The organism is Pseudomonas sp. D1HM (genome assembly GCF_019266105.1).
Taxonomy (GTDB): Bacteria; Pseudomonadota; Gammaproteobacteria; order Pseudomonadales; family Pseudomonadaceae; genus Aquipseudomonas; species Aquipseudomonas taetrolens.
This window is the reverse complement of record NZ_LRMN01000002.1, coordinates 333,915-360,818: the sequence shown is the minus strand read 5'-3', so window position 1 is coordinate 360,818 and position 26,904 is coordinate 333,915. Positions and strand designations below refer to the sequence as shown.

Genomic DNA, 26,904 nt, shown 5'->3' with positions numbered 1-26,904 from the left:
CCGGTTCGGTCAGCTGCGCGCGGCAGCAATTTTGATCAATTTGGCGTAATAGAAGCCGTCATGCCCGCCCTCTTGTGCCAGCAACTGGCGTCCATGAGGTTGCTTGATGCCGAACTGGCCGGCGATATCCAGTTCCCGGGAGCCCGGCGTGCGAGCGAGAAAGGCTTCAATCACTTCGGTGTTTTCGGTCGGCAAGGTCGAGCAAGTGGCATAGAGCAAGATGCCACCGACTTCCAGCGTAGGCCACATGGCGTCCAGCAGCTCGCCTTGCAGGGTTGCGAGCGCAGCAATGTCATCTGGCTGGCGAGTCAGCTTGATGTCCGGATGGCGACGAATCACCCCGGTTGCCGAGCAGGGAGCATCGAGCAAAATGCGCTGGAACGGCTTGCCGTCCCACCAGGTTGCGGTATCGCGGCCATCGGCAGCAATCAGTTCGGCGCTCAGGCCCAGGCGCTCAAGGTTTTCGCGTACGCGCACCAGGCGTTTGGCTTCCAGATCGACGGCCACCACACCCGCCAGTGCGGGCTCGACTTCAAGAATGTGGCATGTCTTGCCGCCGGGTGCGCAGCAGGCGTCAAGCACACGCTGGCCCGGTGCCAGATCCAGCAGGTCGGCGGCCAATTGCGCGGCTTCATCCTGCACGCTGATCCAGCCTTCGGCAAAGCCTGGCAGATTACGCACATCGCACGCCTCGGCGAGGACAATGCCATCCTGACTGTAGGTGCACGGCTGTGCTTCGATGCCCGCCCCGGTCAGCAACTGCAGGTAAGCATCGCGAGTGTGATGACGGCGATTGACCCGCAGAATCATGGGCGGGTGAGCGTTGTTGGCGGCGCAAATGGCTTCCCATTGCTCAGGCCAAAAGGCCTTCAGGGATTTTTGCAGCCAGCGCGGGTGCGCGGTGCGCACGACCGGGTCGTGCTCCAGCTCGACCAGCAACGCTTCGCTTTCGCGCTGTGCATTGCGCAACACGGCATTGAGCAGGCCTTTGGCCCACGGCTTTTTCAGCTTGTCGGCACACCCCACGGTTTCGCCAATGGCCGCGTGCGCAGGTATACGGGTGTAGAGCAGTTGATAGAGGCCGACCAGCAGCAGCGCTTCAACGTCAGCATCCGCCGCTTTGAATGGTTTTTGCAGCAGCTTGTTGGCCAACGCCGACAAGCGCGGCTGCCAGCGGGCCGTGCCGAAAGCCAGGTCTTGGGTCAGGCCGCGATCACGCACCTCAACCTTGTCCAGTTGCAGCGGCAACGAGCTGTTAAGCGAGGCTTTACCGTTCAATACAGCGGTCAGTGCCTTGGCGGCGGCCAGACGAGGATTCATTGGGCGCTTTCCGTGTGACCGAGGGTGATGCCGACGGCGAACTTCTCACGGCGACTGTTGAAGAAATCACTGAAGCTCAGTGCTTTGCCGCCGGGCAATTGCAGGCGGGTCAGGCACAAGGCACCTTCACCACAGCCGACGATCAGGCCGTCTTTGCTTGCCGCCAGAATTTGCCCAGGGGCGCCGTTCGCCTCCGCCAATGTGGCGCCGAGCACTTTCAGGGCTTCGCCATTGAGGGTGCTGTGGCAAATCGGCCACGGGTTAAAGGCGCGAATCAGACGCTCCAGTTCGATGGCCGGACGGCTCCAGTCGATACGGGCTTCGTCTTTGTTCAGCTTGTGGGCATAAGTGGCCAGGCTGTCGTCCTGCACTTCTCCCTGCAGCGTGCCGGCGGCCAGACCGGCAATGGCCTGGATCACGGCAGGCGGGCCCAGTTCGGCCAGGCGGTCATGCAAGCTGCCGCCCGTGTCATGGGCACTGATCGCAGTGACGGATTTGAGCAGCATCGGGCCGGTGTCCAGGCCTGCCTCCATGCGCATCACCGTCACGCCGCTCTCGCGGTCGCCGGCTTCAATGGCGCGCTGGATCGGGGCGGCACCGCGCCAGCGTGGCAGCAACGATGCATGGCTGTTGATGCAGCCCAGGCGAGGAATATCGAGCACCACTTGCGGCAGGATCAGGCCGTAAGCGACCACCACCAGCAAGTCGGGTTGCAGCGCGGCCAGGTCGGCCTGGGCCTCTGGCGCACGCAGCGTTGGCGGCTGCATCACGACAATATTGTGTTCAAGCGCCAGTTGTTTGACCGGGCTTGGCATCAGCTTTTGCCCGCGCCCGGCCGGACGATCCGGTTGGGTGTAGACCGCGACGATCTCGTACGGGCTGTCGAGCAGCGCCTTGAGGTGTTCGGCGGCGAATTCTGGGGTGCCAGCAAAGACGATGCGCAGTGGCTCAGTCATGAATTACTCACTTGGAATGAAGTGCGCGGGAACAATCCCGGCCTGGAAACCATCGCGGGCAAGCCCGCTCCTGCAACCGGTGCAGAAGCGGGCTTGCCCGCGATGTGCCATGTAAAGGTCGATCAAGCGTTCTGGCGGTGCAGTTTTTCCAGCTTCTTCTTGATGCGGTCACGCTTGAGCGTAGACAGATAATCGACGAAGAGCTTGCCGTTGAGGTGGTCGCATTCATGTTGAATGCACACCGCCAGCAGGCCTTCGGCGATCATTTCGAACGGTTTTCCGTCACGGTCCAGCGCGTTGATTTTCACGCGCTGTGGACGGTCAACGTTTTCGTAGTAGCCCGGTACCGAAAGGCAGCCTTCCTGGTACTGGCCCATCTCGTCGGTCAGGGTTTCGAACTCGGGGTTGATGAAAACCATCGGTTCGCTGCGGTCTTCGCTCAGGTCCATGACCACGATGCGTTTATGGACGTTGACCTGAGTCGCTGCCAGGCCGATGCCTGGCGCCTCGTACATGGTTTCAAACATGTCTTCGATCAACTGACGGACTTCGTCGTCCACAACCGCCACGGGTTTGGCGATAGTGCGCAGTCGCGAGTCTGGGAATTCGAGGATGTTTAAAATGGCCATAGGCGTTATAGCTGCACTGTATGAAAGATTGAAAACGGTTGTCAGGTGGTCCTGAGGACTCGGGCAACCTGTGCAAAACGTCTCTTTCAGAGAGAATCCGATCGGATTCAGGCGTTTCACGCGAGCACACATAATAAAGGGATTCACCCGCGGATGAAACGACTAGTCGCCGGGCTGCACGTGGCGTGCGCATGAGGTTGTCGGGTGTCGCAATTTGAAACCAACGATCGCAGTCCATTTTAGACGTTCAACTAAGGTTGGGTTTCCAGGCGCTATTTCAAGAACTGCTCAAGCGCTCAAGCTGACGTTTGCGAGCATTTTCCGAACAACTTGTTAACAGACTTATCCACAGCTTGTTCCATTGGCAGAAGCGCCGTAACCGATCAAGGATGATCCCATGTCGCTGTCTGAAATTTCACCCGCCGAGCTGGAAGCCCGCTTGCGTTTGCAGCGTTTGCCCGAGGTGGGCCCGCGTCGCTACTACACTCTGTTCAGTGCCTTTGGTTCGGCCAGTTCGGCGCTCTGTGCACCGGCCAGTGCATGGCGGGCCCTGGGGCTGCCGGCGGTCTGTGCCGAAGCGCGCCGCAGTCCGCAGGTTCGTGACGGCGCCAGCGCTGCATTGCGCTGGCTTGAGGGCTCCAGCCAACATCTGTTGTTACACGACCAGCCCGATTACCCGGCCTTGTTGAGTCAACTTAGCGATGCTCCGCCGTTGTTATTCGTCGCGGGCGAGCCTTCGATTCTGGAGAAGCCGCAACTGGCAATGGTGGGTAGCCGACGCGCCTCCAGGCCGGGGCTGGACACCACAGCAGCCTTTTCCCGTTGCCTGGCGGGGGCCGGTTTTGTGATTACCAGCGGCCTCGCGCTCGGCGTCGATGGTGCTGCCCATCACGCGGCGCTGGAGGTTGGCGGACAGACAGTGGGTGTCCTTGGCACGGGGCTGCAAAAACTTTATCCACAGCGCCATCGCGCTTTGGCGGACGCGATGATTGCCAGTGGCAGCGCAGTGGTTTCGGAGTTCCCGCTGGATGCCGGGCCGCTGGCGGGGAATTTCCCGCGGCGTAACCGAATCATCAGCGGTTTATCGTTGGGTGTATTGGTGGTTGAAGCCAGTGTGGCCAGTGGTTCACTGATCACTGCGCGTCTGGCTGCAGAGCAAGGTCGCGAGGTGTACGCCATCCCGGGGTCGATTCATCACCCCGGCGCACGGGGCTGCCACCAGTTGATCCGTGAAGGTGCCACCTTGGTCGAAACCGTTGAACACATCCTCGAAGGCTTGCAAGGCTGGCGCTCAATGCCGTTAGCCACTGCTGATCTGTTTACGCCAAGTTGTCATCCGTTAGTGCAATTGTTGCAGGCTGCGCCCTGCACCACTGAAGCGCTGGTCAGCGCCAGCGGTTGGGAGTTACCGCAATTGTTGGCGGCCTTGACCGAACTTGAGCTGCAAGGGCACGTGGTGCTGGAGGGCGGGCGTTGGTTTGCCCGCGCCAGCTAAGTACACTGCACACAGGACATATCTGGAGACACTGAATGATCAGCACCTGGCGCGTACAGCAAGCCGCAACAGCCATTCGCGCAGGCGCGGTAATTGCCTACCCGACCGAAGCGGTGTGGGGACTGGGTTGCGACCCCTGGAACGAAGAGGCCGTTGAGCGTTTGCTGGCGATCAAGTCGAGACCTGTGGATAAAGGCCTGATTTTGGTGGCTGACAACATTCACCAGTTCGACTTTCTGTTTGAGGATTTCCCGCAGGACTGGATTGACCGCATGGCCAGCACCTGGCCGGGGCCGAATACCTGGTTGGTACCTCATCAGCAATTGTTGCCCGAGTGGATCACCGGGGTTCATGACACCGTGGCATTGCGCGTGAGTGATCACCCGCTGGTGCGTGACCTGTGTTCGCTGGTGGGGCCGCTTGTGTCGACCTCGGCCAACCCGGCGGGCTTGCCGGCGGCGCGTACGCGGCTCAAGGTTGAGCAGTATTTCCGGGGCCAGATCGACCACGTGTTGGGCGGCAACCTGGGAGGACGTAAAAATCCGAGCCTGATCCGTGATCTGGCTACCGGCAAGGTTGTGCGCCCGGCGTAAGGCCGACAAATCTGTAGCCGCTGCCGCAGGCTGCGATGAGGTCAAAAGGACCTTCAATATTTTGAAGTCTGCGAACCCTTCGGGTTCGATCGCAGCCTGCGGCAGCGGCTACAGGTTTAGTTTCTCAAGGCAGCAAAATCGTCGACCCTGTGGTGCGGCGTGCCGACAATTCGGTTTGTGCCTTGGCCGCTTCGCTCAGCGAAAAGCGCTGGCTGATATCAACCTTGACCTTGCCGCTACGGATCATCGCGAATAACTCGTCGGCCATCGCTTGCAGGTTCTCGGCGTTATTGGCGTAGCTCGCCAGCGTCGGGCGGGTGACGTACAGCGAGCCCTTCTGCGACAAAATTCCCAGGTTCACTCCGGTAACTGCACCCGAAGCATTGCCAAAGCTGACCATCAGCCCGCGAGGTGCCACGCAGTCGAGGGAGGTAAGCCACGTGTCCTTGCCAACACCGTCGTAGACCACCGGGCATTTTTTGCCATCGGTCAGCTCCAGCACTCGTTGGGCCACATCTTCATGGCTGTAATCGATGGTCGCCCACGCGCCCAGCGCTTTGGCGTGTGCTGCTTTTTCTGCGGAGCTGACCGTGCCGATCAACTTGACGCCCAGGGCTTTGGCCCATTGGCAGGCCAGGGAGCCAACGCCTCCTGCGGCGGCGTGAAACAGGATGGTTTCGCCCCCTTTGAGTTCATAGGTCTGACGCAGCAAGTACTGCACCGTCAGCCCCTTGAGCATCACGGCGGCGGCTTGCTCGAACGAAATATCATCGGGCAGCTTCACCAGATTCGCGGCAGGCAGTACATGCACATCGCTGTAAGCCCCGAGTGGGCCTGTGCCATAGGCAACGCGGTCACCGACTTTGAAGGTGTTCACTTCACTGCCCACCGCCTCAACAATGCCCGCCCCTTCATTGCCCAGGCCCGATGGCAACTCAGGCAGCGGGTACAGTCCACCACGGAAATAGGTATCGATGAAATTCAGACCAATGGCCTGATTGCGCACCTGCACCTGCTGCGGGCCCGGCTCGGCCGGTTGGAAGTCGACATACTCAAGCACTTCAGGGCCGCCGTGGGCCCGAAACTGGATACGTTTAGCCATCTGCACTGTCCTCGCTCATTTCACGAAGGCTCCATCCAACGCTGAAGCGTGACCTTCGTCAACTGCGATGAGGCGGGGTGCGGTGTTATGCTAGCGGCCCTTTGCCGCCGGCCCCGCTCTAAACGAAGTGCCGCGTCGCTTTGCCCGATTAAGGTGATGTCATGACTACCCGCACCGAGGCCGTAAAAGCCTACCTGCTCGACCTTCAAGATCGCATTTGCAACGCTCTGCAAATCGAAGATGGCGGCACGCATTTTGTTGAAGATGCGTGGGAACGCCCGGCGGGCGGCGGTGGCCGTACCCGGGTGATCGAAAATGGCACGGTGATTGAAAAGGGTGGGGTTAACTTTTCTCACGTATTTGGCAGCGGTTTGCCTCCCTCCGCCAGTGCCCACCGCCCTGAACTGGCGGGCCGGGGCTTTGAAGCCCTGGGTGTGTCGCTGGTGATCCACCCGCACAACCCGCATGTGCCGACGTCCCACGCCAACGTACGTTTTTTCATCGCAGAAAAAGAAGGTGAAGAACCCGTCTGGTGGTTTGGTGGCGGTTTTGACCTCACACCGTATTACGCCGTTGAAGAGGACTGCGTGCATTGGCATCGTGTGGCCGAGCAGGCATGCGCACCGTTTGGCGCTGATGTGTATCCGCGCTACAAGGCCTGGTGCGACACCTATTTCCACATCAAGCACCGCAACGAGCCCCGTGGTATCGGCGGCTTGTTCTTTGATGACCTGAACGAGTGGGATTTCGACACCTGCTTCGCCTTTATTCGTGCCATTGGCGACGCCTATATCGACGCTTACCTGCCGATTGTTCAGCGCCGCAAAGCCACGGAATACACGGTTCAGCAGCGTGAATTCCAAGAGTTCCGCCGTGGGCGCTACGTGGAGTTCAACCTGGTCTACGACCGCGGCACCTTGTTCGGCCTGCAATCGGGGGGGCGTACCGAGTCGATCTTGATGTCGTTGCCGCCGCAGGTTCGCTGGGGCTATGACTGGAAGGCCGAGCCGGGTAGCGAAGAGGCACGTCTCACCGACTATTTCCTGCAAGACCGCGACTGGTTAGCCAACGCCTGACATCGCCCGAGGAGCCTGCCTGATGGACCGTTACGTCGTTTTTGGTAACCCGATTGCCCACAGCAAATCCCCGGTATTGCACCGCCTGTTTGCCGAGCAAACCGGTCAGGTCATGCAGTACGACACCCTGCTCGCGCCATTGGAGGATTTTGCCGGCTGTGCCGCTGCTTTTTTCCAGCAAGGGCGAGGCGCCAATGTGACGGTTCCTTTCAAGGAGGAGGCGTATCGCCTGGCCAGCCAACTGACCGCCCGGGCCCAGCGCGCGGGCGCGGTCAACACACTGAGCAAGCAGGCCGATGGCGTTTTGCTGGGGGATAATACCGACGGTGCCGGCCTGGTTCGTGATCTGACCGTGAATGCGGGTTTTAGCCTCAAGGGCAAACGCATTCTGGTCCTGGGTGCGGGCGGTGCAGTGCGCGGTGCTCTGGAGCCATTATTGGCCGAGGGCCCTGCTTCTGTGACCATTGCCAACCGCACGGTTGAGAAGGCCGAAGTGCTGGCTGAGCTGTTCTGTGACCTGGGGCCAGTAGCGGCCAGCGGGTTTGACTGGCTGCACGAGCCGGTGGATTTGATCATCAATGCCACCTCGGCCAGCCTCGCGGGTGAAGTGCCGCCGATTGCCGGCAGCTTGATCGAACCGGGCAAAACCCTGTGTTACGACATGATGTACGGCAAAGAACAGACGCCTTTTTGCGCGTGGGCTGCGGCACAGGGTGCGGGTCAGGTCATGGATGGGTTGGGGATGCTGGCCGAACAGGCCGCCGAAGCGTTTTATCTGTGGCGTGGCGTGCGCCCGGACACCGGGCCGGCGCTGGCCGAATTGCGCAGGTTGTTAGCCCAATAACGTTGCAGGAGCGAGCACGCTCGCTCCTGCAAAGTGGGTCATCAAGTCTCGAACTGTATCGGGCACTTATCGGGGCCCTCGAGTTTCTTCAACTCTTCAATGACCTGCGGCCTGGCCCGGCGCAGTGTCAGACTGCGGCCCAATCCTCGTAGCCGTCGCGCTTCCTGATGCAGCATTTCAACCCCCGAATAATCGATGAAGTTGATGTGCTGCGCGTCGATGACTACCAGCGAGCCCTGACTACGCTGCAAGCGCACCTGCAAGTAATGGCTGGCGCCGAAAAAAATCGAACCGCCCACCCGCAGGATTTCCTCGTCACCTTCGTGCCACTGCTGAATGCGCGGGCGTGACGTGCGTTTGAGATAGAAAAACAGCGAGGCCAGTACCCCGGCATAAATCGCCGTCTGCAGTTCCAGCAGCAAGGTCGCAACACAGGTCAGCGCCATCACCACAAACTCGGCACGGCTGACCCGCCACAACCCGGCTATTGCCCGGCTGTCCACCAGTCCCCAACTGATCAGCAGAATACTGGCGGCCATCGCCGGGATTGGAATATGCGCGATCAGGGTGGCTCCGGTGACCGCAAATAATGCCACCCAGAGTGCTGAAAACACGCCGGCCAGCGGTGAACGCGCGCCCCCTTCGTAGCTCAGCCCGGAGCGGGTGAACGAGCCGGAAGACAGGTAGCCCGAGAACAGGGCGCCCACCACGTTGGACAAACCCTGTGCGCGTACCTCCTGATTGGCATCGAGCATCTGTTGCGAGCGTGCGGCTAACGAGCGGGCAATCGACAAACTGGTGACCAGCCCCAGCATGCCCACCGCCACGGCGCTGGGCAGCAGCCGCAGGACAGTTTCAACATCCAGTTTCAGCGGGCTGAACGGTGGCAAACGGCCGACAAACGATTGCACCCGATGTACATGCCCGAATACCTGAGGCAACAGCCATACAATCAGGCTGGCGAGCACCAGCGTGATCAACAGGGTCGGCCAGCGTGGCCGCCAGCGTTTGAGTGCAACCCCCAGCAGCAATGTGGCGAGCCCCAACCCCAGCGAGGCGCCATCCCATTCACGTACATGCGCCAATAAGCTCAGCAGACTATCGAGTGCTGTGGCCTGGCTGGGTACATTGATCCCCAGCACATTGGGCAGTTGCCCCAAGGCTATGACCACCGCCGCGCCCAAGGTGAAGCCGAGCACCACCGAGTGCGAAACAAAATTGGCCAGCGCGCCAAATTTCAGCATCCCCAGCAGCCACTGAAACACCCCGGCCAGAAACGTCAGGAGCAAAATCAGGCCGATATAATCCTGACTGCCGGGCACCGCCAGCGGGCTGACACTGGCATACAGCACGATAGAAATCGCCGCTGTGGGGCCGCAAATCAAATGCCATGACGAGCCCCACAGGCACGCGATGATGACGGGCACAATCGCCGCGTATAACCCGTACTCAGGGGGTAGCCCGGCGATCAGTGCATACGCGATGGACTGTGGCAGCGCCAGTACGGCGCCACTGAGGCCCACCAGCGCATCGCGACTGATGCTGAAACGCGTCTGTTTGGGCAGCCAGGTTAAAAAAGGCAGCCAGCGTTGGCTTTTGGGCCGAGCCATGTATCCCTCATCAGGTATCGGTGTGTGGGCAGAGTGTCGTTTTAGGTCTCAGGGTGCAAGGCTGAAGCAGGCTGTGGATAACGGGCCTTGCGTTCCAGATCATCGAGGTCGATGTGGTTGCGCATGTATTGCTGGCTGGCGTCGACCCAGGGTTGATGATCCCAACTGGTCAGTTTGCCGATAGCCAGTGCTTGAGCCACCAGCCGCCGGCGTCGCTGGCTGGCGAGGACCTGTTGGTGAATCTGTGCAATATCCCATTTGCTCCGTGCCTCGGCCAGAAATGCTGCAAACACAGGCTGATGGTCTGGCGACTGGCTGAGTTCTTCGCGTTCGTGCGGGTCGTTGTGCAGGTCAAACAGCAGGCACGGGTCGTCTTCGCTGTAGATGAATTTATAGGCGCCGCGGCGGATCATCATCAGCGGGCTGAGGGTGCCTTCAGCCATGTACTCGCCAAACACCTCGTCGTGCCCGCCTTCGCCGCGCAAGTGCGGCACCAGCGAACGGCCATCCAGCGCAAGACCAGCTTCCAGCGTACCGCCCGCCAGTTCCACAAACGTCGGCAACAGGTCGGCGGTCGAAACGGCTTCTCCCACACGGGCAGGGCCAAACTGATCCGGTGCATACACCAGCAAGGGCACTCGCGCAGCCATGTCGAACCAGTGCATTTTGTACCATAGCCCGCGTTCGCCGAGCATGTCGCCATGATCGCCGGAAAATACGATCACCGTGTCTTTGGCCAGCCCGGTGTCTTCAAGGGTTTGCAGGAGTTTGCCGACATTCTGATCAATGTAGCTGCAGGCGCCGAAATAGGCCCGGCGCGCATCGCGAATTTTATCCACAGGCAGCGGTTTGTCCCACAGGTCGTACACATGGAGCAGGCGCTGGGAGTGTGGGTCGAGGGTGGCTTGTGGTGGCGTGTCGGGCAGAGGAATGTCGTCCTCGTCGTACATGTCCCAGAACGGTTTGGGGATGGTGTACGGGTCGTGAGGGTGCGTCATTGAGACGGTCAGGCAAAACGGTTGATCGCCGTCCTGGCGAATATGATCGAACAAATATTGTTGGGCCTTGAACACCACCTCTTCATCGAAATCCAGTTGGTTGGTGCGCACGCACGGCCCGGCTTGCAGCACGGAGGCCATGTTGTGATACCAGCTGGGCCGGGCATCCGGCTCATCCCAATTGACCGACCAGCCGTAATCCGCGGGGTAAATGTCACTGGTCAGGCGCTCTTCGAAACCATGCAACTGGTCCGGCCCGCAAAAATGCATTTTGCCCGCCAGCGCCGTGCGATACCCCAAGCGCCGCAAGTAATGGGCATAGGTGGGCACATCACCCGGAAAATCAGCCGCGTTGTCGTAGGCGCCGATTTTGCTCGGGAGCTGCCCGCTCATCAGGGTAAAGCGCGAGGGTGCGCACAGTGGGCTGTTGCAATAGGCGGCCTCAAATACCACGCTCCGGGCGGCTAAACGACTGAGGTGCGGCAGTTTGATCGGGGACGGTCCGTAGATCGGCAGCAGCGGAGCGGCCATTTGGTCGGCCATGATGAATAAAATGTTTTTGCGCGACATGAGCAGTGGCCTTTCAGAGTGAAAATTTATGCGAAAGTGCTGACGCTCAGCATGGATCTCACCTCTGGCGTGGTAAAACCCATGTACCGCAATGACTAGGATAAGCACAGCTAATGTATGAAGCCCTGGGTGACGTGTCCCTCGACCTGCTGCGCACCTTTGAAGCGGCGGCGCGCCATCGCAGTTTCACGGCCGCAGCACTGGAGCTGGGTACGACACAGCCGGCGATCAGCCAGCAACTCAAGCGGCTGGAATTGCACTTGGGCATTCGCCTGTTTGACCGTATTTATCGCGGCATTGCCCTGACCGAAGCCGGCCTGGGTTTGTTCTTGCACGTTCAGTCGGGCTTGCAGCAGATCAATACCGGGCTGCAAGCGCTGATCGAGCAACCGGCCCGTGAGGTGCTGCAGGTCGCCACCGACTTTGCCTTTGCGGCCTATTGGTTGATGCCACGTCTGGCGCGATTCCATGCGGCCTATCCGCAGATTGATGTCAGCCTGGTCACTCGCGAACGCAGCCAGGACACCTTGCACGGCGACAGTGATGTGGCGGTGTTGTTTGGTCAGGGGCGATTCATTCAGGGCGATGCCCAATGGCTGTTCAATGAAGAAGTCTTTCCCGTGTGCAGCCCGCGTCTGCTGGCTGACCAGGCGCTGCCGTTATCAGCCCGGGTGTTGGGCGATTTTCCGCTGCTGCAATTGCGTGGCGAACATGCCCGTCAGTGGTTTGACTGGTATCGGCTGTTCGATGCACTGAAACTGGGCCCGCCGCCTGCGCCCGGCCCGCTGCGCTTCGACAACTACACTTTGCTCATACAAGCCGCCATTGCGGGCCAAGGCATGGCCATTGGCTGGAAGCACCTTGTGGATAACTTGCTGGATCAAGGCGTGTTGTGCCGCCCGTTTGCCGAATCGGCGGCGTCGGCGTTCGGTTATTACGTCGTCCAGCCCCCCCGCAAACGCCGCAACCAACTGGCCCGGGTATTTGTCGACTGGATGCTGGCGGAGCAAAATGCCCATACAGGAGCTTAAGCCGCTGCCCTCGGCAACGGCGGCGTGAGCGGGGCCTGATTCCCTTTTTCTCGAGGACCTTTCATGCAGCGTATCAAGGGCTACCACGCCCACGTCTATTTCGACGCGACGACAATTGATCAGGCCCGGGCCTTGTGCGAAGAGGCGGCGCAACTGTTTGGCGTCAAGATGGGACGCGTTCATGAGCGTCCTGTTGGCCCGCACCCGGACTGGAGCTGCCAACTGGCCTTTGGCCCCGAACTGTTTGGCAGGCTCGTGCCGTGGTTGGCGCTCCATCGCCAAGGACTGGTGGTGTTTCTGCACCCCGAGACCGGCAATGACCTGTTGGACCACACAGAGCATGCGATCTGGATGGGCGCGATACGGCCGTTGAATGTGTCTGTTTTTTGAACAACGGCACACCTGGTTGGCATGAGCCTGAAACGAGCGGTGGGTGAGCCGGGATCGCGCAATACCCAAGATTGGGTTTGGTTTTTCGGAGATTTTTGGCCTGTGGATAATTTTTTTTCACGTCCATGAATACCCTTTAAAGCCAGACGCCAGCACATCGCTGATAGCCCCAAGCTATAACGGCTGAACGTTGATCATGGCCATGTGTCATAGCTGGTCATGAGCTAACGTATGACACGTGAAGCCGAGGGTGGCGATTAGTGCTGAAGGGTCATTCATGTTTAACTTGAATGCTCGTTCAACTTAAATCAGTGGTCCGCTGCCCGCTCACAACAGGAGGCTTACCTTTGCCGAACCCGCTCTTTTTGCTCATGTTTTTTCTCTATAAGGTGCACATCCAATGAGTGTACCCATGACGTCGCAGACGTCTCAGATCCGTATGAACCCGCCCGTTTTCTACTTTGCCGCCGCCTTTATTCTGGCGTTTGGCCTGGTCGTAATCACCCTGCCACAGGCCGCTGGTGAATGGCTGTTAGCTGCGCAGAATTGGGCAGCCAATACGGTCGGCTGGTACTACATGCTAGCGATGACCCTGTATCTGATCTTCGTGGTCGTCACCGCCTTGTCCGGCTACGGCAAGATCAAGCTCGGTGCCGACCACGACGAACCTGAGTTCAGTTACCTGTCCTGGGCGGGCATGCTTTTCGCCGCCGGGATCAGCATCACGCTATTTTTCTTCTGTGTTTCCGAACCCCTGACCCACATGCTCGCCCCGCCTCAAGGCCCGGCCGGTACGTCCGAGGCTGCGCGCCAGGGTATGCAGTTGCTGTTCTTGCACTGGGGTTTGCATGGTTGGGGGGTATTTGCTTTTGTCGGTATGGCGCTGGCGTACTTTGCCTATCGCCATAATCTGCCGCTGGCATTGCGTTCAGCGCTCTACCCGCTGATCGGCAAGCGCATCAACGGTCCCATCGGCTATGCGGTGGATGGCTTCGGCATCATCGCCACCGTGTTTGGCCTGGGCGCTGACATGGGCTTTGGGGTGCTGCACCTTAACTCCGGGCTCGACTACCTGTTCGGCCTGCCGCACACCCAGTGGGTGCAGGTGGGATTGATCACCTTGATGATGGGGGCCGCGATCCTGGTGGCCATCGCGGGCGTCGATAAAGGCGTGCGGGTGATGTCCGATATCAACATGCTGCTGGCCTGTGCGCTGCTGCTATTCGTGTTGTTTGCCGGCCCTACCCAGCATTTGCTCAATACCCTGGTGCAGAACATCGGCGACTATCTGGGCGCACTGCCCACCAAAAGTTTTGATGTCTACGCCTACGACAAGCCAAGCGACTGGCTGGGCGGCTGGACGGTGTTTTATTGGGCCTGGTGGATTGCATGGTCGCCGTTCGTAGGCCTGTTTATTGCGCGTATCTCCCGTGGCCGGACCATCCGTGAGTTCGTGTTTGGCGTGTTGCTGATTCCGCTGGGTTTCACCCTGGCGTGGATGTCGATCTTCGGCAACAGCGCCATCGATCAGGTGCTCAACCACGGCATGGTCGCCCTTGGCCAGTCGGCCATCGACGATCCGTCGCGCACGCTGTACCTGCTGCTCGAAACCTACCCGTGGAGCAAAACCGTGATCGCCGTGACGGTGTTCATCAGTTTTGTGTTCTTCGTGACCTCGGCCGACTCCGGCACCGTGGTGCTGTCCACCCTCTCGGCGCGAGGTAACAACGCCGATGAAGACGGGCCTAAATGGTTGCGTGTGTTCTGGGGGGCGATGACTGCGCTGGTCACCAGTGCCCTGCTGTTCTCGGGCAGCATCGATGCGCTCAAATCGGCGGTGGTTCTGACCTCCTTGCCGTTCTCGCTGATTCTGTTGCTGATGATGTGGGGGCTGCACAAGGCGTTCTACCTCGAGTCGCAGAAGCAGATTGCGCAGATGCACTCTCTGGCACCGGTTTCGCACTCGCGTCGTGGCGGTTGGCGCCAGCGCTTGAGCCAGGCCGTGCACTTCCCGTCGCGTGACGAGGTGTACCGCTTCATGGACACCACCGTGCGCCCGGCGATTGAAGAAGTGAGCGCCGTGTTTGTCGAAAAAGGCCTTAACGTCGTCACCCAGCCGGACCCGGCCAATGACAACGTGAGCCTTGAAATCGGCCACGGCGAAGAGCATCCGTTCATCTACCAGGTGCAGATGCGGGGTTACTTCACGCCCTCCTTCGCCCGTGGTGGTTTCGGCAAAAAAGAGCAACTGCGTAATCGCCGTTACTACCGTGCCGAGGTGCATTTGGCGGAAGGCAGCCAGGACTATGACCTGACTGGCTACACCAAAGAGCAGATCATCAACGACATCCTCGACCAGTACGAACGCCACATGCAGTTCTTGCACTTGGTGCGTTGATTCAGGCAGCGCGGTTGGCCTGAATCACCGTGCAGAGGCCATCGCGAGCCAGCTCGTTCCTACAGGTCTGTGAACGCCACAGACCCTCTGCAGGAGCGAGCTGGCTCGCGATGGAATCAACCCGGACTCGGCCTGCTGGCACTGTCTTCAGTCGGGTTGGCCTGTCGGGTGCTCGATCCGTCCTTGTTCTCTTTGATCTTGTACCAGGCCACATACAGCGCGGGCAGGAACAGGAGCGTGAGCAAGGTCGCGGAGATGATGCCGCCAATCATGGCGTAGGCCATGGGGCCCCAGAACACTTCACGTGCAATCGGGATCATCCCCAGGCTGGCCGCCGCAGCGGTCAGCAGGATCGGCCGGCGACGATGCTCGGTGGCTTGGACCACCGCATGCCACGGGTCGTAACCGTCACGTTCATACTGGTCGATCTGCGTCACCAGGATCACCGAGTTGCGAATGATGATCCCCACCAGCGCCAGAATCCCCAATATCGCGACAAAGCCCATGGGCGTTCCTGTCGGAACCAGCGCCAGCACCACGCCGATCAGGCCCAGCGGTGCGACGCTCGCCACCAGGAACATCTTCTGGACGCTTTGCAGCTGGATCATCAGGAACGTGGCCATCAAAAACAGCATCAACGGCACTACCTGAGCAATCGGGCCTTGGGCTTTGGCGCTCTCCTCGACCGTGCCGCCGGTTTTCACGGTGTAGCCCTGAGGCAGGTCCGCGGCGAATTTATCGATGGCCGGTTTGAGTTCATCCACCAGATTGACCGGTTGCATGTCGCCACGTACCGAAGCCTTGAGGGTGACCGTCGGGATGCGGTCGCGGCTCCAGATCAACGGTTGTTCCAGGGCGTAGCGCACTGAAGCAAAGGCCAGCAACGGAATCGAGGTGCCGCTCGGGGTGGTGATTTGTAAATTGAGCAAGGTTTCGGGTGTGCCACGTTCGCTGCCGATGGCGCGGCCTACGATGTTGATCAGGTAGATATCATCTTTAACCTGACTGATGGCAGCACCGCTGACGATGCTGTTCATCACCTGTGCCACGTCTTCAGACGACAGGCCGAACTGGCGGGCTTTGTCCTGGGCGATATCGATGCGCAGTACCTTGCCCGGTTCGTTCCAGTTGAAGATGGTTTCGCCGACGTTGGGATTGGCGTCGAGCACAGTGGCCAGATTCAATGCATGTTTACGCACCTCATCAATGTTTTTGCCACTGACACGGTATTGCAGCGGTCGGCCCACCGGTGGGCCCAGCTCTAGCGTATGGACGAAGCCACCGACCCCGACGAAGTCTTCGCGCAGGCGTTTTTCCAGGCGTTCCATCAAGGGGCCACGGGCTTCAAGGCCGGTGCTGACGATCACCAGCTGCGAGTAGAACGGGTTCTGCAGTTGCTGGTCGAGCGGCAGGTAGAAACGGATCGCGCCCTCGCCCACGTAGGTGCTCCAGCGCACGATGTCCGGGTCGTCCTTGAGCGTTGCTTCAAAGCGCTGCGTGACTTTCAGGGTTTCGGCAATGGAGGCGTTTTGCGGCAGGTTCAAATCAACCAGGATTTCGGGGCGGTCTGATGACGGGAAGAACTGGTTTTGCACCAGGCCCATGCCGAAAATCGACAGTACAAACATCAGCACCGTGCCGCCGATGGTTAGCCATCGATGACGCATGCACCACAGCAGCGCCGAGTCGAATGTCTGCGCCAGGCGGCCTGGTTTCTCAGGCTTGGGCTTCACTTTGGCGCTGAGGATATGCACCCCCAGAACGGGCGCAAACAGCACCGCCACCACCCATGACACCAGCATCGCTACGGCGATCACGGCAAACAGGGTGAAGGTGTACTCCCCCGCTGAGCTGTTGTTGAGGCCAATGGGCACGAAGCCCGCCACCGTGACCAGAGTCCCGGTGAGCATCGGGAAAGCCGTGGAGTGATAGGCAAACGTTGCCGCCTGTTCTTTGGTTTCTCCCAGTTCGAGGCGCGTAATCATGATCTCCACCGTGATCATCGCGTCGTCCACCAGCAGACCTAGCGCAATGATCAGCGCGCCCAGCGACACCCGCTGCATGGCGATGCCGGTGAACTCCATAAAGACGAAGACCAGTGCGAGCACCAAGGGAATCGAGATGGCCACCACCAGGCCGGCGCGTAAGCCGAGGCTGATAAAGCTCACGGCCAACACGATGATCACCGCTTCAAACAACGCGCTGGTGAAACCGCCTACGGCGACTTCAACCACCTGGGCCTGGTCAGAGACCATGTGGACGCCGACCCCGACCGGCAGTTCGGCAGTCAGTTCTGCGATGCGTTGGCTCAGTTGCTTGCCGAATTCCTGGATATTGCCGCCGGGGATCATCGCAATTGCCAGGCCGACCGCCGGCTTGCCGTTGTAGTGGAACATCGGCGCGGCCGGATCGACATAGCCGCGTGTGATGTCGGCAATGTCGGCCAGCCGGTAGAACCGATCGTTGACCCGCAGGTTCACGGCTTCCAGGTCTGCAACGTTTTCGAACTGCCCCGACGTGCGCACAGACATACGCTCGGGCCCGGCTTCAATGACCCCGGCCGGGGTAACCGCATTTTGTGCTTGCAGGCTTTGCAGCACATGCTGTTGGTCGAGGCCCAATGCCGCCAGTTTGCGAGTCGAAAAGCTCAGGTAGAAGGTTTCGTCCTGCTCGCCAATGGTCAGCATTTTGCCGCGGTTAGGAATGTCGCGAATGCCGGTGCGCACCTGCTCCACGTAATCGCGCAGTTGACGCATGCTGAAGCCGTCACCGGTAAAGGCATAGATGGTGCCGTACACATCCCCGAATTCATCGTCGAAACCCGGGCCTTGGATGCCTTGGGGGAAGTCGCCGCGAATATCGTCGATTTTCTTGCGAACCTGGTACCAGATTTCCGGAATGGCCTTGGCGTTGGTGGTGTCCTTCAGGAACACAAACACCGTGGACTCACCGGGTCGGGTGTAGCTTTGCACGTAGTCGAGTGAATCGAGCTCTTCCAGCTTTTTCTCAATCCGGTCGGTGACTTGCAGCAGTGTTTCATCGACGGTTGCGCCAGGCCATCGGGTCTGGATCACCATGGTTTTAATGGCAAAGGACGGGTCCTCTTCGCGTCCCAGATTTATGTACGAAAAAATTCCGGCGACCACCGCCATAAACATCAAATACCAGACGAACGACTGATGTTTCAGGGCCCACTCGGACAGGTTGAATTTCCCATTCATTGTGAGCTTTCCTTATCGAGTCTGACTTTCTGTCCGGGGCTTAGGCTGTGAACGCCGGCGCTGACAATTTTGTCGCCACTTTTCACGCCACCCGAGAGCAACACGTTGTGTGCATCACGCCGCAGTACTGTCACGTCACGGGGATTAACGGCATGGGTGGTCGGGTCGATGACCCACACCTGGCGGTGGTTGCCGGTTTCTTGCAGCGCGCTCAGCGGAATTTTGAAGTGCTCGGCAATCGGGCTGCTGACCGTCACGCTGACGGAGCTGCCGAGCCGGAATGCTGCGGGTGTCTGGCTCAGTGTCAGGCGAGTGCGATGAGTGCGGGTGGCGCTGTCGGCCTGGGGCGCGATTTCGCGCACATGCGCGGTGGTGTTGACGTTCGGGTCGAGCTGGCCGGCAACCCGGAACTCGATCCCCGTGGGCAATGCGTCGGCCAGCGGCCCCGGCAAATCGATGACGGCTTCCTTGATGTCGGGGCGGGCCAGCGTGACCACCTCTTCCCCGACACTCACCACTTGGCCGGCCTCGGCCTGCCAATCGGTGATGACCGCATCATGGTCAGCCCGCAGCGTGCAGTAGCTGAGTTGGTCCTGAGCCTGATTGACCGCCGCCAAGGCTTGTTGCATTGAGGCCTGGGTGGTTTTCAGGTCGGTCTGGGCAATGTCGAGCTGGGCCTGAGCGCCCACGCCCCGGTCGAACAGCTCCTGCTGGCGCCGGGCATTGGCCTTGGCGTTAATCAGTTGTGCCTGCACTTTAGCCAGGTCACCCCGGGCGGCACGCAGGTTGTTTTGCTGATCGGTGGGGTCGAGACTGGCCAGGATATCGCCCTGTTTCACCACGGCGCCCACGTCGTAATAGCGGCGCACAATCCGTCCCGGTACACGAAAACCCAAGGTGCTTTCATACCGGGCTTCAATCGTGCCGGCAAAGCGCCCGAGGTGTTGCGCCAGTTCGGGTTGTGCCACGACATACAATGCCGGGCGAGCGGGCTCAGGGATTTTCTCTTCAGAGCAGCCGATCAACAGCGCGGCCGCTAGGGGCATGATCCAGATCCGTCTCATAGCGGTGCCCCCTCGGCCGGCAGGGGCGCGATTTCGACATGCATGCCGGGGTTTAACAGTTGCCCGCCTGCGATCACCACCTTGTCTCCGTCCTTGAGCCCTTCACTGATGATGACGCTGCCGGTCAGGTAACGCCCGACCCTGACCCGCTGCAAGCGTACGTTGTTGTGTTCGTCGGCCACCCACACAGCCGGTTCGCTGACCTCTTTGGTCAGCGCCGACCATGGCAGCTCCATGCTGCGAGTCGGCACAGAATTCAGAATAACGCTGACCACCGCGCCCAGTTCCATGCCTTTGGGGAGTGTGTCGAGCTGCACCTTGATTTGCAGCGTGCCGCTTTGCGCCGCGACGGTGGGCGTGATTTCGCGGATCTGGCCCTTGACCTTGATTGTCGGGTCACTGAGCAACGTGATCTCGACGGTGGGGTCTTTGGGCGGCTCGATGAACAGCGATTCATACACGTTAAATACCGCATCCCGCGCACCATCACGGGCCAATGTGAAAATCGGCATGGTGGCCTGCACCACTTGCCCGACTTCAGCCTGGCGGGCAGTGATTACGCCCGCAGCCTCTGCCACAAGGTTGCTGTAACTCAATTGTTCGCGGGCGTTGGCCAACTGCGCCTGGGCTGCAGCTAAAGCACTTTGCGCGCTGAGTTGGGCGGCGTTGGCGGCGTCGTATTCACTTCGGCTGGTATAGCCCTTGGGCAGCAGCTTTTGCTGGCGGACAAAGGCCGCTCGGGTTTGTACCACTTGGGCTTGTTGCGCATTGACGCTGGCCTGCGCGGTCTCGACCTGGATTTTCAGGTCTTTGGGATCGAGGCGTGCCAGCACTTGATAGGCCTGGACGTGATCCCCGACATCGACCTTGCGCTCAATAACCTTGCCACCGACCCGGAATGACAGCTGCGTTTCGACCCGTGCCTGTATATCGCCACTGAGTTGAATCGGCTGAGCAAACTCGCGTGAGCTGACCTGCTGGACATACACCCGTGGGGACAAAGGCTCTTTAGGGCCCTCTTTGCCGCAAGCGGTCAGGAAGAGACACAGGCTTAAGCCCCAAACCCCCTTGTTTCGTGGACCAGCCATGCAAGCTCCTTTGCGTGATGCTGATTAGCGTGACGATACGACACATAGCGTAGAACAGGGCTCATTGAGTGTGGGAATTTTCAGTGTTGCTCGGCTTCCTGTCGCCGCAGCCTTCTGCACCAGGTGTTGGGGCCCCGCGAGTCGGCAATAAAAAACGCCGACACTTTAAAAGCTGTCGGCGTTTTGTGTGGCGCGGGGTTCGGTCAGAACGCAGGCAGCACCGCACCTTTGTATTTTTCGGCAATGAAGGCTTTGACTTCAGGGCTGGTCAGCGCCTTGGCCAGTTTCTGTATGGCAACACTGTCCTTGTTATCCGGACGGGCTACCAGGAAGTTCACGTACGGCGAATCTGCACCTTCGATGAGCAGTGCGTCTTTGGCCGGGTTGAGGCCCGCTTCCAGTGCGTAGTTGGTATTGATCATGTCCAGGTCGACCTGATCCAGCACCCGTGCCAGCATCGCCGACTCAAGCTCTTTGAATTTCAGGTTGTGCGGGTTCTTGGCGATGTCTTTGGGAGTGGCCAGCGCGTTTTTAGGGTCTTTGAGTTCGATCAGCCCGGCTTTTTGCAGCAGGATCAACGCACGGCCGCTGTTGCTGCCTTCGTTAGGGATCGCCACGGTCGCGCCGTCTTTGAGTTCGGAAAGGTTTTTGATCTTCTTCGAGTAACCACCGAACGGTTCAACGTGAACACCGATCACGGTGACCAGGTTGGTGCCTTTGCCTTCGTTGAAGCTATTGAGGTACGGCAGGGTCTGGAAATAGTTGGCGTCCAGACGCTTCTGATCGACCTGCACGTTGGGCTGCACGTAATCGGTGAATACCTTGATTTCCAGATCCACGCCTTCTTTAGCGAGGGCGGGTTTGATCAGTTCAAGGATTTCGGCATGGGGAACCGGGGTGGCGGCCACCACCAGTTTTTCGCCAGCGTGTGCCAGGCCTGCCGTCAAAGCAGCCGCCAGTGCGGTAAACAACAGAACCTTTTTCATGCCATGCCCTTATTGGAGTGTGCCCGTTCAATGACGGTTTTATTGGAAGACGCACGAAACAATACCGGGATTCTTTATTCCCGAACAATAATATTTATTCAACTTCTTATGCCATTTTGTTCACTTGCATCGGCCATGTTGCGCACCCCGTTGCAACTGGCGGCAGCGGCGACCGGGTCAGAGCAGTTGCTTGAGTGCGGCCAGCTCCTGAGGCGTTGCACCTTTAATAAACAGCTCAATGTGTCCCAGGGTATCCGGCAGGTTCAAATGCTCGGGCAATATCTCGTCGCCCGTGCTCACCAGCAAAGCAAAATGGATGACGTTCTCCAGTTCGCGGGTATTGCCCGGCCAGCTGTGGCGCTCCAGCATCCGTTGCGCGCTGTCGCTGATGAACGGCACGGGCAGATTCAGGCGCTGGCTGTAGATCCCCAAAAAGTATTCGGCCAGCGACAGAATATCCCCCACGCGTTCGCGCAAGGCGGGTAAATCCAGTCGCCCTTCACTGAGGTAGTGATACAGGCGTTCGTTGAATTTTCCGGCCTGTACCGCTTGCGCCAGATCAATACTGGTGGCGGCCACCAAGCGCACATCCACCGGGCTCGGATGAGGGGCACCAACGCGGGTGACTTCATGGGTTTCCAGCGCCGTCAGCAATTTGGCCTGAATCGCCAGCGGTAAATCACCGATTTCATCCAGGTACAGCGTCCCGCCATTGGCCGAACCAAACCACCCGGCGCGGCTGCTCGGTGAGCTGTTATGCGCGCCGGGTGCGTAGCCGAATAACTCGGCGTCGGCATACGTGGGGCTAATGGCACCGCAGTTAACGGATACAAAAAGACCGGTGCGATCGCTGGCGCGGTGAATATGCCGGGCGAGCAGCTCCTTGCCGCTGCCGGTTTCGCCGCGAATCAGCACCGGCAAGGTACGGGGAGCCAGCAGTTCCAGGTCATTGCGCAGTTGTCGCGAGCGCGGGTCGACGAACACCAGCGCCTTGGCGCGAATACTGAGAGGGCTTTTTTCAGCGTCGGGAAAGGTCAGCAAGGGCTGGCCAAAGGTTTCATGCAAGCTCATGGCAGGCTCCCGCCCGCTGCCGAAGAGAGGGCGCGGGCGTTACAGAAAATTCAGGCGCGGCGCAGGGCGCTATGCTCAATACGGGTTTGCAGGCGATACAAATAGGCGAAACCCTGCTCCCAGCGATGGTGTCCGGACTTGACGTTGATATGGCCGGCGCCACTGATAATCCCGATTTCGGCGCCCCACTGAAGCGCAAGCTCCATGGCCCGTGGCGCGCTTACGGCAGGGTCATTGTCGGAGCTGACGACCTGACTCGCAAACGGCAGGGTCTGATCCGGGATCGGTGCAAAGTTGCGCAAGGCCGGTGCACATGCAGGACGTTCGACATCGGCCGGTGCCACCAGCAAAGCGCCGCGTACCTGGCTCAACAGACTCTGCGGTGCGCGTTGCGCCCAGTGCGCAACGGTGATGCAGCCCAGGCTGTGGGCAATCAGGATCACGGGCGTACTGTCAGCGGCAATCGCTTCGGCCAGGGCCGCAATCCAGTCTTCGTGACGCGGGGTCAACCAGTCGGCCTGCTCCACCCGGGCGCTGTTCGGCAGGCTGTTCTGCCAGTGGGTCTGCCAATGATCGTCGGACGAACCTTGCCAGCCCGGCACTATCAGATAGCGAATCGACTCGTTGCCCATGGGTGTGCGTCTCCTGCGGTATGTACGTTACCGAGTCAGTATAGGGACGCTTTTTAGATTCGCTAAGGAATAAGAAGATATTTGTTAATAACCAAAATGATGGTTTGCGAAGCCTCCGCAGGTGCTGACGCGGGGCGAGGTCAGCACCTGCGAGGAATTGGGCTTTACGCTTTGAAGGCCTGATGCAGCTCGGCCAGCGTCTCAAAGTGATACTTCGGCGCAAATGAGTTCAGTTCTTCAAAGCTGCCGAAGCCGTAACCCACGGCTGCGGCGTCCATGCCGTTGTCGCGGGCGCCGATCAGGTCGTGCTTGCGGTCACCGATCATCAGGGTATGTGCCGGCTCCAGCCCTTGCTCGCTCATCAAGTGAGCTATCAGCTCGACCTTGTTGGTGCGTGTGCCGTCCAGTTCGCTGCCGTAGATCACTTTGAAGTGTTTGGCGAAATCAAAATGACGGGCAATTTCGCGGGCGTAGACCTGCGGTTTTGAAGTGGCGATGAACAGTTGGCGGCCTTGCCCCACCAGCTCTTCGAGCAAGGGCGTGACCCCTTCGAACACTTCGTTTTCATACAGCCCGGTCACGGCAAAGCGTTCGCGGTAAAAGCCCATGGCCTCCCAGGCCCGGGCCTCGTCAAAACCGTATGTGGCCATAAAGGCTTGCAACAAGGGCGGGCCGATAAAGTGCTCAAGCCGGCTCAGGTCGGGTTCGTCGATCCCCATTTTGCTCAGGCTGAACTGGATCGAACGGGTGATGCCTTCACGTGGATCTGTCAGGGTGCCGTCAAGGTCGAACAGTACGTTTTGATAGTGCATGCAAGGCTCCTAAGCCGTAATCAATAGAGGGCTCAAACCGGCTGGTGATAGCCTTCGGCCAAATGCTGATCTTTCAGTTTTACGTAGTTGCCGGCGCTGTAGGTGAAGAAGGCTTTTTCTTTTTCAGTCAGCTCGCGCACGGGTTTGACCGGGCTACCCACATACAGAAAGCCGCTGGCCAGACGTTTGCCCGGCGGCACCAGGCTGCCTGCACCGACAATGACGTCGTCTTCAATCACGGCACCATCCATCACGATACTGCCCATGCCGATCAAGATCCGGTTGCCCACGGTGCAGCCATGCAACATCACTTTGTGGGCGATGGTCACGTCATCGCCGATCAGCAGCGGGAAACCATCCGGGTTGAACGGTCCGGCGTGAGTGATGTGCAGCACGCAGCCGTCCTGCACGCTGGTGCGCGCACCGATGCGGATACGGTGCATATCGCCACGAATGACGGTCAGCGGCCAGATCGAACTGTCGGCGCCGATCTCGACGTCTCCGATCACCACCGCGGAACGGTCGACAAAGGCGCGTTCGCCCAGGGTCGGTGTGTGCTGCTGGAACGGACGGATGGACACAAATAGCTTCCTTCTTTAGCAGTGATAGCGGGGCTGAGTGCTGCGCCGAACGTCGATTGTAATTAAGATGGCCCAATGTTTCTTTAAGCCAAGGTGCCAAACGTGAGCGAGAACAACCCTCTATTGCAGCCGTACGACCTGCCGCCGTTCTCGGCGATCCGTCCTGAGCACGTACAGCCGGCCATTGAACAGATCCTCGCCGACAACCGCGCGGGCATCGAAAAAATTCTGAAAGACCAGGGCCAGAACCCGACATGGGCCGGCCTGGTGCTGGCGATGGATGAGCTGAACGACCGACTGGGCGCGGCCTGGAGCCCTGTCAGCCACCTCAACGCCGTGTGCAACAGCGCCGAACTGCGCGAAGCCTATGAGGCCTGCTTGCCTGCATTGAGCGCTTACTCCACCGAGATGGGCCAGAACCGTGAGCTGTTCCAGGCCTTCGAAGCCCTGGCCCACAGCCCGCAAGTAGCGGGTTTTGACCAGGCGCAAAAAACCATTCTGGAGCACTCGCTGCGTGACTTCCGTCTGTCGGGTATCGACCTGCCTGAAGCCGAGCAAAAGCGTTATGCCGAAGTGCAGAGCAAACTCTCGGAGCTGGGCAGCAAGTTTTCCAACCAATTGCTGGACGCCACCCAGGCCTGGACCAAGCACGTTACCGATGAAGCCGCGCTGGCAGGCCTGACCGACTCGGCCAAGGCTCAAATGGCAGCTGCGGCCCAGGCCAAAGGTCTGGACGGCTGGTTGATCAGCCTTGAGTTCCCGAGCTACTTCCCGGTAATGACCTACGCCGAGGACCGTGCCCTGCGCGAAGAGGTGTACGCCGCGTATTGCACCCGTGCGTCGGACCAAGGCCCGAATGCCGGCAAGTTCGATAATGGCCCGGTGATGGAAGAAATCCTCGACCTGCGTCAGGAGCTGGCCAGGCTTCTGGGTTTCGGCAGCTTTGCCGAACTGAGCCTGGCCACCAAAATGGCCGAGACACCGGATCAGGTGCTGAGCTTCCTGCGCGACCTGGCCAAGCGCAGCAAACCGTTTGCCGAACGTGACCTTGAGCAACTGCAGGCCTATGCCGCCGAACAGGGCTGCCCTGAGCTGAAAAGCTGGGACAGCGGGTTCTTTGGCGAGAAACTGCGAGAGCAGCGCTATAGCGTGTCGCAAGAAGCCCTGCGCGCGTACTTCCCGATCGACACGGTACTGGGCGGCCTGTTTGCCATTGTGCAACGTCTGTACGGCATTGAAATTGCCGAAATCAAAGGTTTCGACACCTGGCATCCGGATGTCCGCCTGTTTGAAATCAAGGAAAACGGCCAGCATATCGGGCGTTTCTTCTTTGATCTCTACGCCCGAGCCAACAAGCGTGGCGGTGCCTGGATGGACGGCGCCCGCGACCGTCGCCGAACTGCCGCCGGTACGCTGCAGAGCCCGGTGGCCAACCTGGTGTGCAACTTCACCCCGGCCGTTGCAGGCAAGCCTGCGTTGCTGACTCACGATGAAGTCACGACCCTGTTCCACGAGTTTGGTCACGGTCTGCACCACATGCTGACCGAGATCGAGCACTCGGGCGTGTCGGGTATTAACGGCGTGGCTTGGGATGCGGTCGAACTGCCGAGCCAATTCATGGAAAACTGGTGCTGGGAGCCTGAGGGCCTGGCGTTGATTTCCAGCCACTACGAATCCGGTGAGGCGTTGCCCAAAGACCTGCTGGACAAGATGCTGGCCGCCAAGAACTTTCAGTCCGGGCTCATGATGGTGCGCCAACTGGAGTTCTCGTTGTTCGACTTCGAACTGCACGCCACCCACGGTGATGGTCGCAGCGTTGCGCAGGTGCTGGACGGCATCCGTGACGAAGTGTCGGTGATGCGTCCACCGGCTTATAACCGCTTCCCTAACAGCTTTGCGCATATCTTTGCAGGCGGCTACGCGGCGGGTTACTACAGCTATAAATGGGCTGAAGTGCTCTCGGCCGATGCGTTTTCGCGCTTTGAGGAAGAAGGCGTATTCAACCCGCAAACCGGCAAGGCGTTCCGTCAGGCGATTCTGGCTCGGGGTGGCTCACTGGCACCGATGCAACTGTTCGTCGACTTCCGCGGACGCGAGCCGTCGATTGACGCACTCTTGCGTCACAGCGGCCTGACCGAGGACGCAGCAGCATGAGTGATGCCCCTGTGAACGTGACCAAAAAACGCTTCATCGCCGGGGCTGTCTGCCCGGCGTGCAGCGAGCCTGACAAGCTGATGATGTGGAATGAAAACGACGTACCGCACCGTGAATGCGTGGCCTGTGGTTACGCCGACACGCTGAACGAGCAAGGCCTGTCCGTACCCAAGGAATTGGGTACACGGGTCAACACCTCCGCCCTGAAAAAAACACCTGATCCTAAAGTGCAAGCGGTGCAGTTCTTCCCCAACCCCAAGCTGAAAAAACCATAACCCCCCGT

At 59.5% G+C, this 26,904-nt stretch carries 23 protein-coding genes; 9 read left to right on the top strand and 14 right to left on the bottom strand.

The window, feature by feature from the left end:
• Positions 1-9: 9 nt before the first annotated feature.
• The 3 genes from rsmB to def form a co-directional block, all read right to left on the bottom strand.
• Entirely contained in the window at positions 10-1,320 is a 1,311-nt protein-coding gene (rsmB, locus tag AWM69_RS02650; protein WP_218725702.1) for a 16S rRNA (cytosine(967)-C(5))-methyltransferase RsmB, read from the bottom strand.
• Positions 1,317-2,276 (bottom strand): methionyl-tRNA formyltransferase, encoded by a 960-nt coding sequence (fmt, locus tag AWM69_RS02645; RefSeq protein WP_218725701.1) that lies wholly within the window; start codon positions 2,274-2,276, stop codon positions 1,317-1,319. Before fmt ends, rsmB begins: the two co-directional genes overlap by 4 nt.
• A 122-nt stretch (positions 2,277-2,398) precedes the next feature.
• A complete protein-coding gene (gene def, locus AWM69_RS02640) occupies positions 2,399-2,905 on the bottom strand; it encodes a peptide deformylase (RefSeq protein WP_131654231.1) in 507 nt (168 codons plus the stop codon).
• A 397-nt stretch (positions 2,906-3,302) separates the two neighbouring features.
• Here def and dprA point away from each other — a divergent pair, with 397 nt between their 5' ends.
• Positions 3,303-4,400, top strand: coding sequence for a DNA-processing protein DprA (gene dprA / locus AWM69_RS02635; RefSeq protein WP_131654232.1), 1,098 nt, complete (start codon positions 3,303-3,305; stop codon positions 4,398-4,400).
• A gap of 35 nt (positions 4,401-4,435) precedes the next feature.
• Positions 4,436-4,993, top strand: a complete 558-nt coding sequence (locus AWM69_RS02630; RefSeq protein ID WP_048381494.1) for an L-threonylcarbamoyladenylate synthase — start codon at positions 4,436-4,438, stop codon at positions 4,991-4,993.
• Positions 4,994-5,117: 124 nt separating this feature from the next.
• On the opposite strand, the gene AWM69_RS02625 is transcribed toward AWM69_RS02630, so the two are convergent.
• Positions 5,118-6,095 (bottom strand): NADPH:quinone reductase, encoded by a 978-nt coding sequence (locus AWM69_RS02625; RefSeq protein ID WP_048381492.1) that lies wholly within the window; start codon positions 6,093-6,095, stop codon positions 5,118-5,120.
• A 161-nt stretch (positions 6,096-6,256) separates the two neighbouring features.
• On the opposite strand from AWM69_RS02625, the gene hemF reads away from it, so the two are divergent.
• The gene (gene hemF / locus AWM69_RS02620) at positions 6,257-7,171 is read left to right on the top strand and encodes an oxygen-dependent coproporphyrinogen oxidase (protein WP_131654234.1); all 915 of its coding nucleotides are present in this window, start codon (positions 6,257-6,259) and stop codon (positions 7,169-7,171) included.
• A 22-nt stretch (positions 7,172-7,193) separates the two neighbouring features.
• Positions 7,194-8,015, top strand: a complete 822-nt coding sequence (gene aroE, locus AWM69_RS02615) for a shikimate dehydrogenase (protein ID WP_218725700.1) — start codon at positions 7,194-7,196, stop codon at positions 8,013-8,015.
• A gap of 41 nt (positions 8,016-8,056) precedes the next feature.
• Here the strand turns inward: aroE and AWM69_RS02610 are convergent, their stop codons facing one another.
• Both AWM69_RS02610 and betC read right to left on the bottom strand, forming a co-directional pair.
• Positions 8,057-9,625: a SulP family inorganic anion transporter gene (locus AWM69_RS02610; protein ID WP_218725699.1), complete on the bottom strand. Its 1,569-nt coding sequence runs from the start codon at positions 9,623-9,625 to the stop codon at positions 8,057-8,059.
• Between the two features lie 41 nt (positions 9,626-9,666).
• Positions 9,667-11,193 carry a choline-sulfatase gene (betC, locus tag AWM69_RS02605; RefSeq protein WP_218725698.1) on the bottom strand — a complete coding sequence of 509 codons (1,527 nt, stop codon included), beginning with the start codon at positions 11,191-11,193 and terminating at the stop codon, positions 9,667-9,669.
• Between the two features lie 113 nt (positions 11,194-11,306).
• On the opposite strand from betC, the gene AWM69_RS02600 reads away from it, so the two are divergent.
• From AWM69_RS02600 to betT, 3 genes are all read left to right on the top strand, one after another.
• The gene (locus tag AWM69_RS02600; protein ID WP_218725697.1) at positions 11,307-12,224 is read left to right on the top strand and encodes a LysR substrate-binding domain-containing protein; all 918 of its coding nucleotides are present in this window, start codon (positions 11,307-11,309) and stop codon (positions 12,222-12,224) included.
• 63 nt (positions 12,225-12,287) lie between these two features.
• Positions 12,288-12,614 (top strand): DOPA 4,5-dioxygenase family protein, encoded by a 327-nt coding sequence (locus tag AWM69_RS02595; RefSeq protein ID WP_048381476.1) that lies wholly within the window; start codon positions 12,288-12,290, stop codon positions 12,612-12,614.
• A gap of 400 nt (positions 12,615-13,014) precedes the next feature.
• Positions 13,015-15,012, top strand: a complete 1,998-nt coding sequence (gene betT, locus AWM69_RS02590) for a choline transporter BetT (RefSeq protein WP_048381474.1) — start codon at positions 13,015-13,017, stop codon at positions 15,010-15,012.
• A 116-nt stretch (positions 15,013-15,128) separates the two neighbouring features.
• Here betT and AWM69_RS02585 read toward each other — a convergent pair whose 3' ends face one another.
• From AWM69_RS02585 to AWM69_RS02550, 8 genes are all read right to left on the bottom strand, one after another.
• Positions 15,129-18,233 (bottom strand): efflux RND transporter permease subunit, encoded by a 3,105-nt coding sequence (locus tag AWM69_RS02585; RefSeq protein ID WP_218725696.1) that lies wholly within the window; start codon positions 18,231-18,233, stop codon positions 15,129-15,131.
• A complete protein-coding gene (locus AWM69_RS02580; RefSeq protein WP_218725695.1) occupies positions 18,230-19,297 on the bottom strand; it encodes an efflux RND transporter periplasmic adaptor subunit in 1,068 nt (355 codons plus the stop codon). Before AWM69_RS02580 ends, AWM69_RS02585 begins: the two co-directional genes overlap by 4 nt.
• Positions 19,294-20,385 carry an efflux RND transporter periplasmic adaptor subunit gene (locus AWM69_RS02575; RefSeq protein WP_218725694.1) on the bottom strand — a complete coding sequence of 364 codons (1,092 nt, stop codon included), beginning with the start codon at positions 20,383-20,385 and terminating at the stop codon, positions 19,294-19,296. Before AWM69_RS02575 ends, AWM69_RS02580 begins: the two co-directional genes overlap by 4 nt.
• Positions 20,386-20,588: 203 nt before the next feature.
• Positions 20,589-21,371, bottom strand: coding sequence for a MetQ/NlpA family ABC transporter substrate-binding protein (locus AWM69_RS02570; protein ID WP_131654242.1), 783 nt, complete (start codon positions 21,369-21,371; stop codon positions 20,589-20,591).
• Positions 21,372-21,548: 177 nt separating this feature from the next.
• Positions 21,549-22,442, bottom strand: coding sequence for a sigma 54-interacting transcriptional regulator (locus tag AWM69_RS02565; RefSeq protein WP_218725693.1), 894 nt, complete (start codon positions 22,440-22,442; stop codon positions 21,549-21,551).
• A gap of 50 nt (positions 22,443-22,492) precedes the next feature.
• Entirely contained in the window at positions 22,493-23,074 is a 582-nt protein-coding gene (locus tag AWM69_RS02560) for an alpha/beta hydrolase (protein ID WP_131654244.1), read from the bottom strand.
• Between the two features lie 164 nt (positions 23,075-23,238).
• The gene (locus AWM69_RS02555; RefSeq protein ID WP_218725692.1) at positions 23,239-23,886 is read right to left on the bottom strand and encodes an HAD family hydrolase; all 648 of its coding nucleotides are present in this window, start codon (positions 23,884-23,886) and stop codon (positions 23,239-23,241) included.
• A gap of 32 nt (positions 23,887-23,918) precedes the next feature.
• The gene (locus tag AWM69_RS02550; protein ID WP_131654246.1) at positions 23,919-24,467 is read right to left on the bottom strand and encodes a gamma carbonic anhydrase family protein; all 549 of its coding nucleotides are present in this window, start codon (positions 24,465-24,467) and stop codon (positions 23,919-23,921) included.
• Positions 24,468-24,569: 102 nt separating this feature from the next.
• Here AWM69_RS02550 and prlC point away from each other — a divergent pair, with 102 nt between their 5' ends.
• Together prlC and AWM69_RS02540 are read left to right on the top strand one after the other, a co-directional pair.
• A complete protein-coding gene (prlC, locus tag AWM69_RS02545) occupies positions 24,570-26,621 on the top strand; it encodes an oligopeptidase A (protein WP_218725691.1) in 2,052 nt (683 codons plus the stop codon).
• A complete protein-coding gene (locus AWM69_RS02540) occupies positions 26,618-26,896 on the top strand; it encodes a YheV family putative zinc ribbon protein (protein ID WP_048381458.1) in 279 nt (92 codons plus the stop codon). Before prlC ends, AWM69_RS02540 begins: the two co-directional genes overlap by 4 nt.
• Positions 26,897-26,904: the final 8 nt, after the last annotated feature.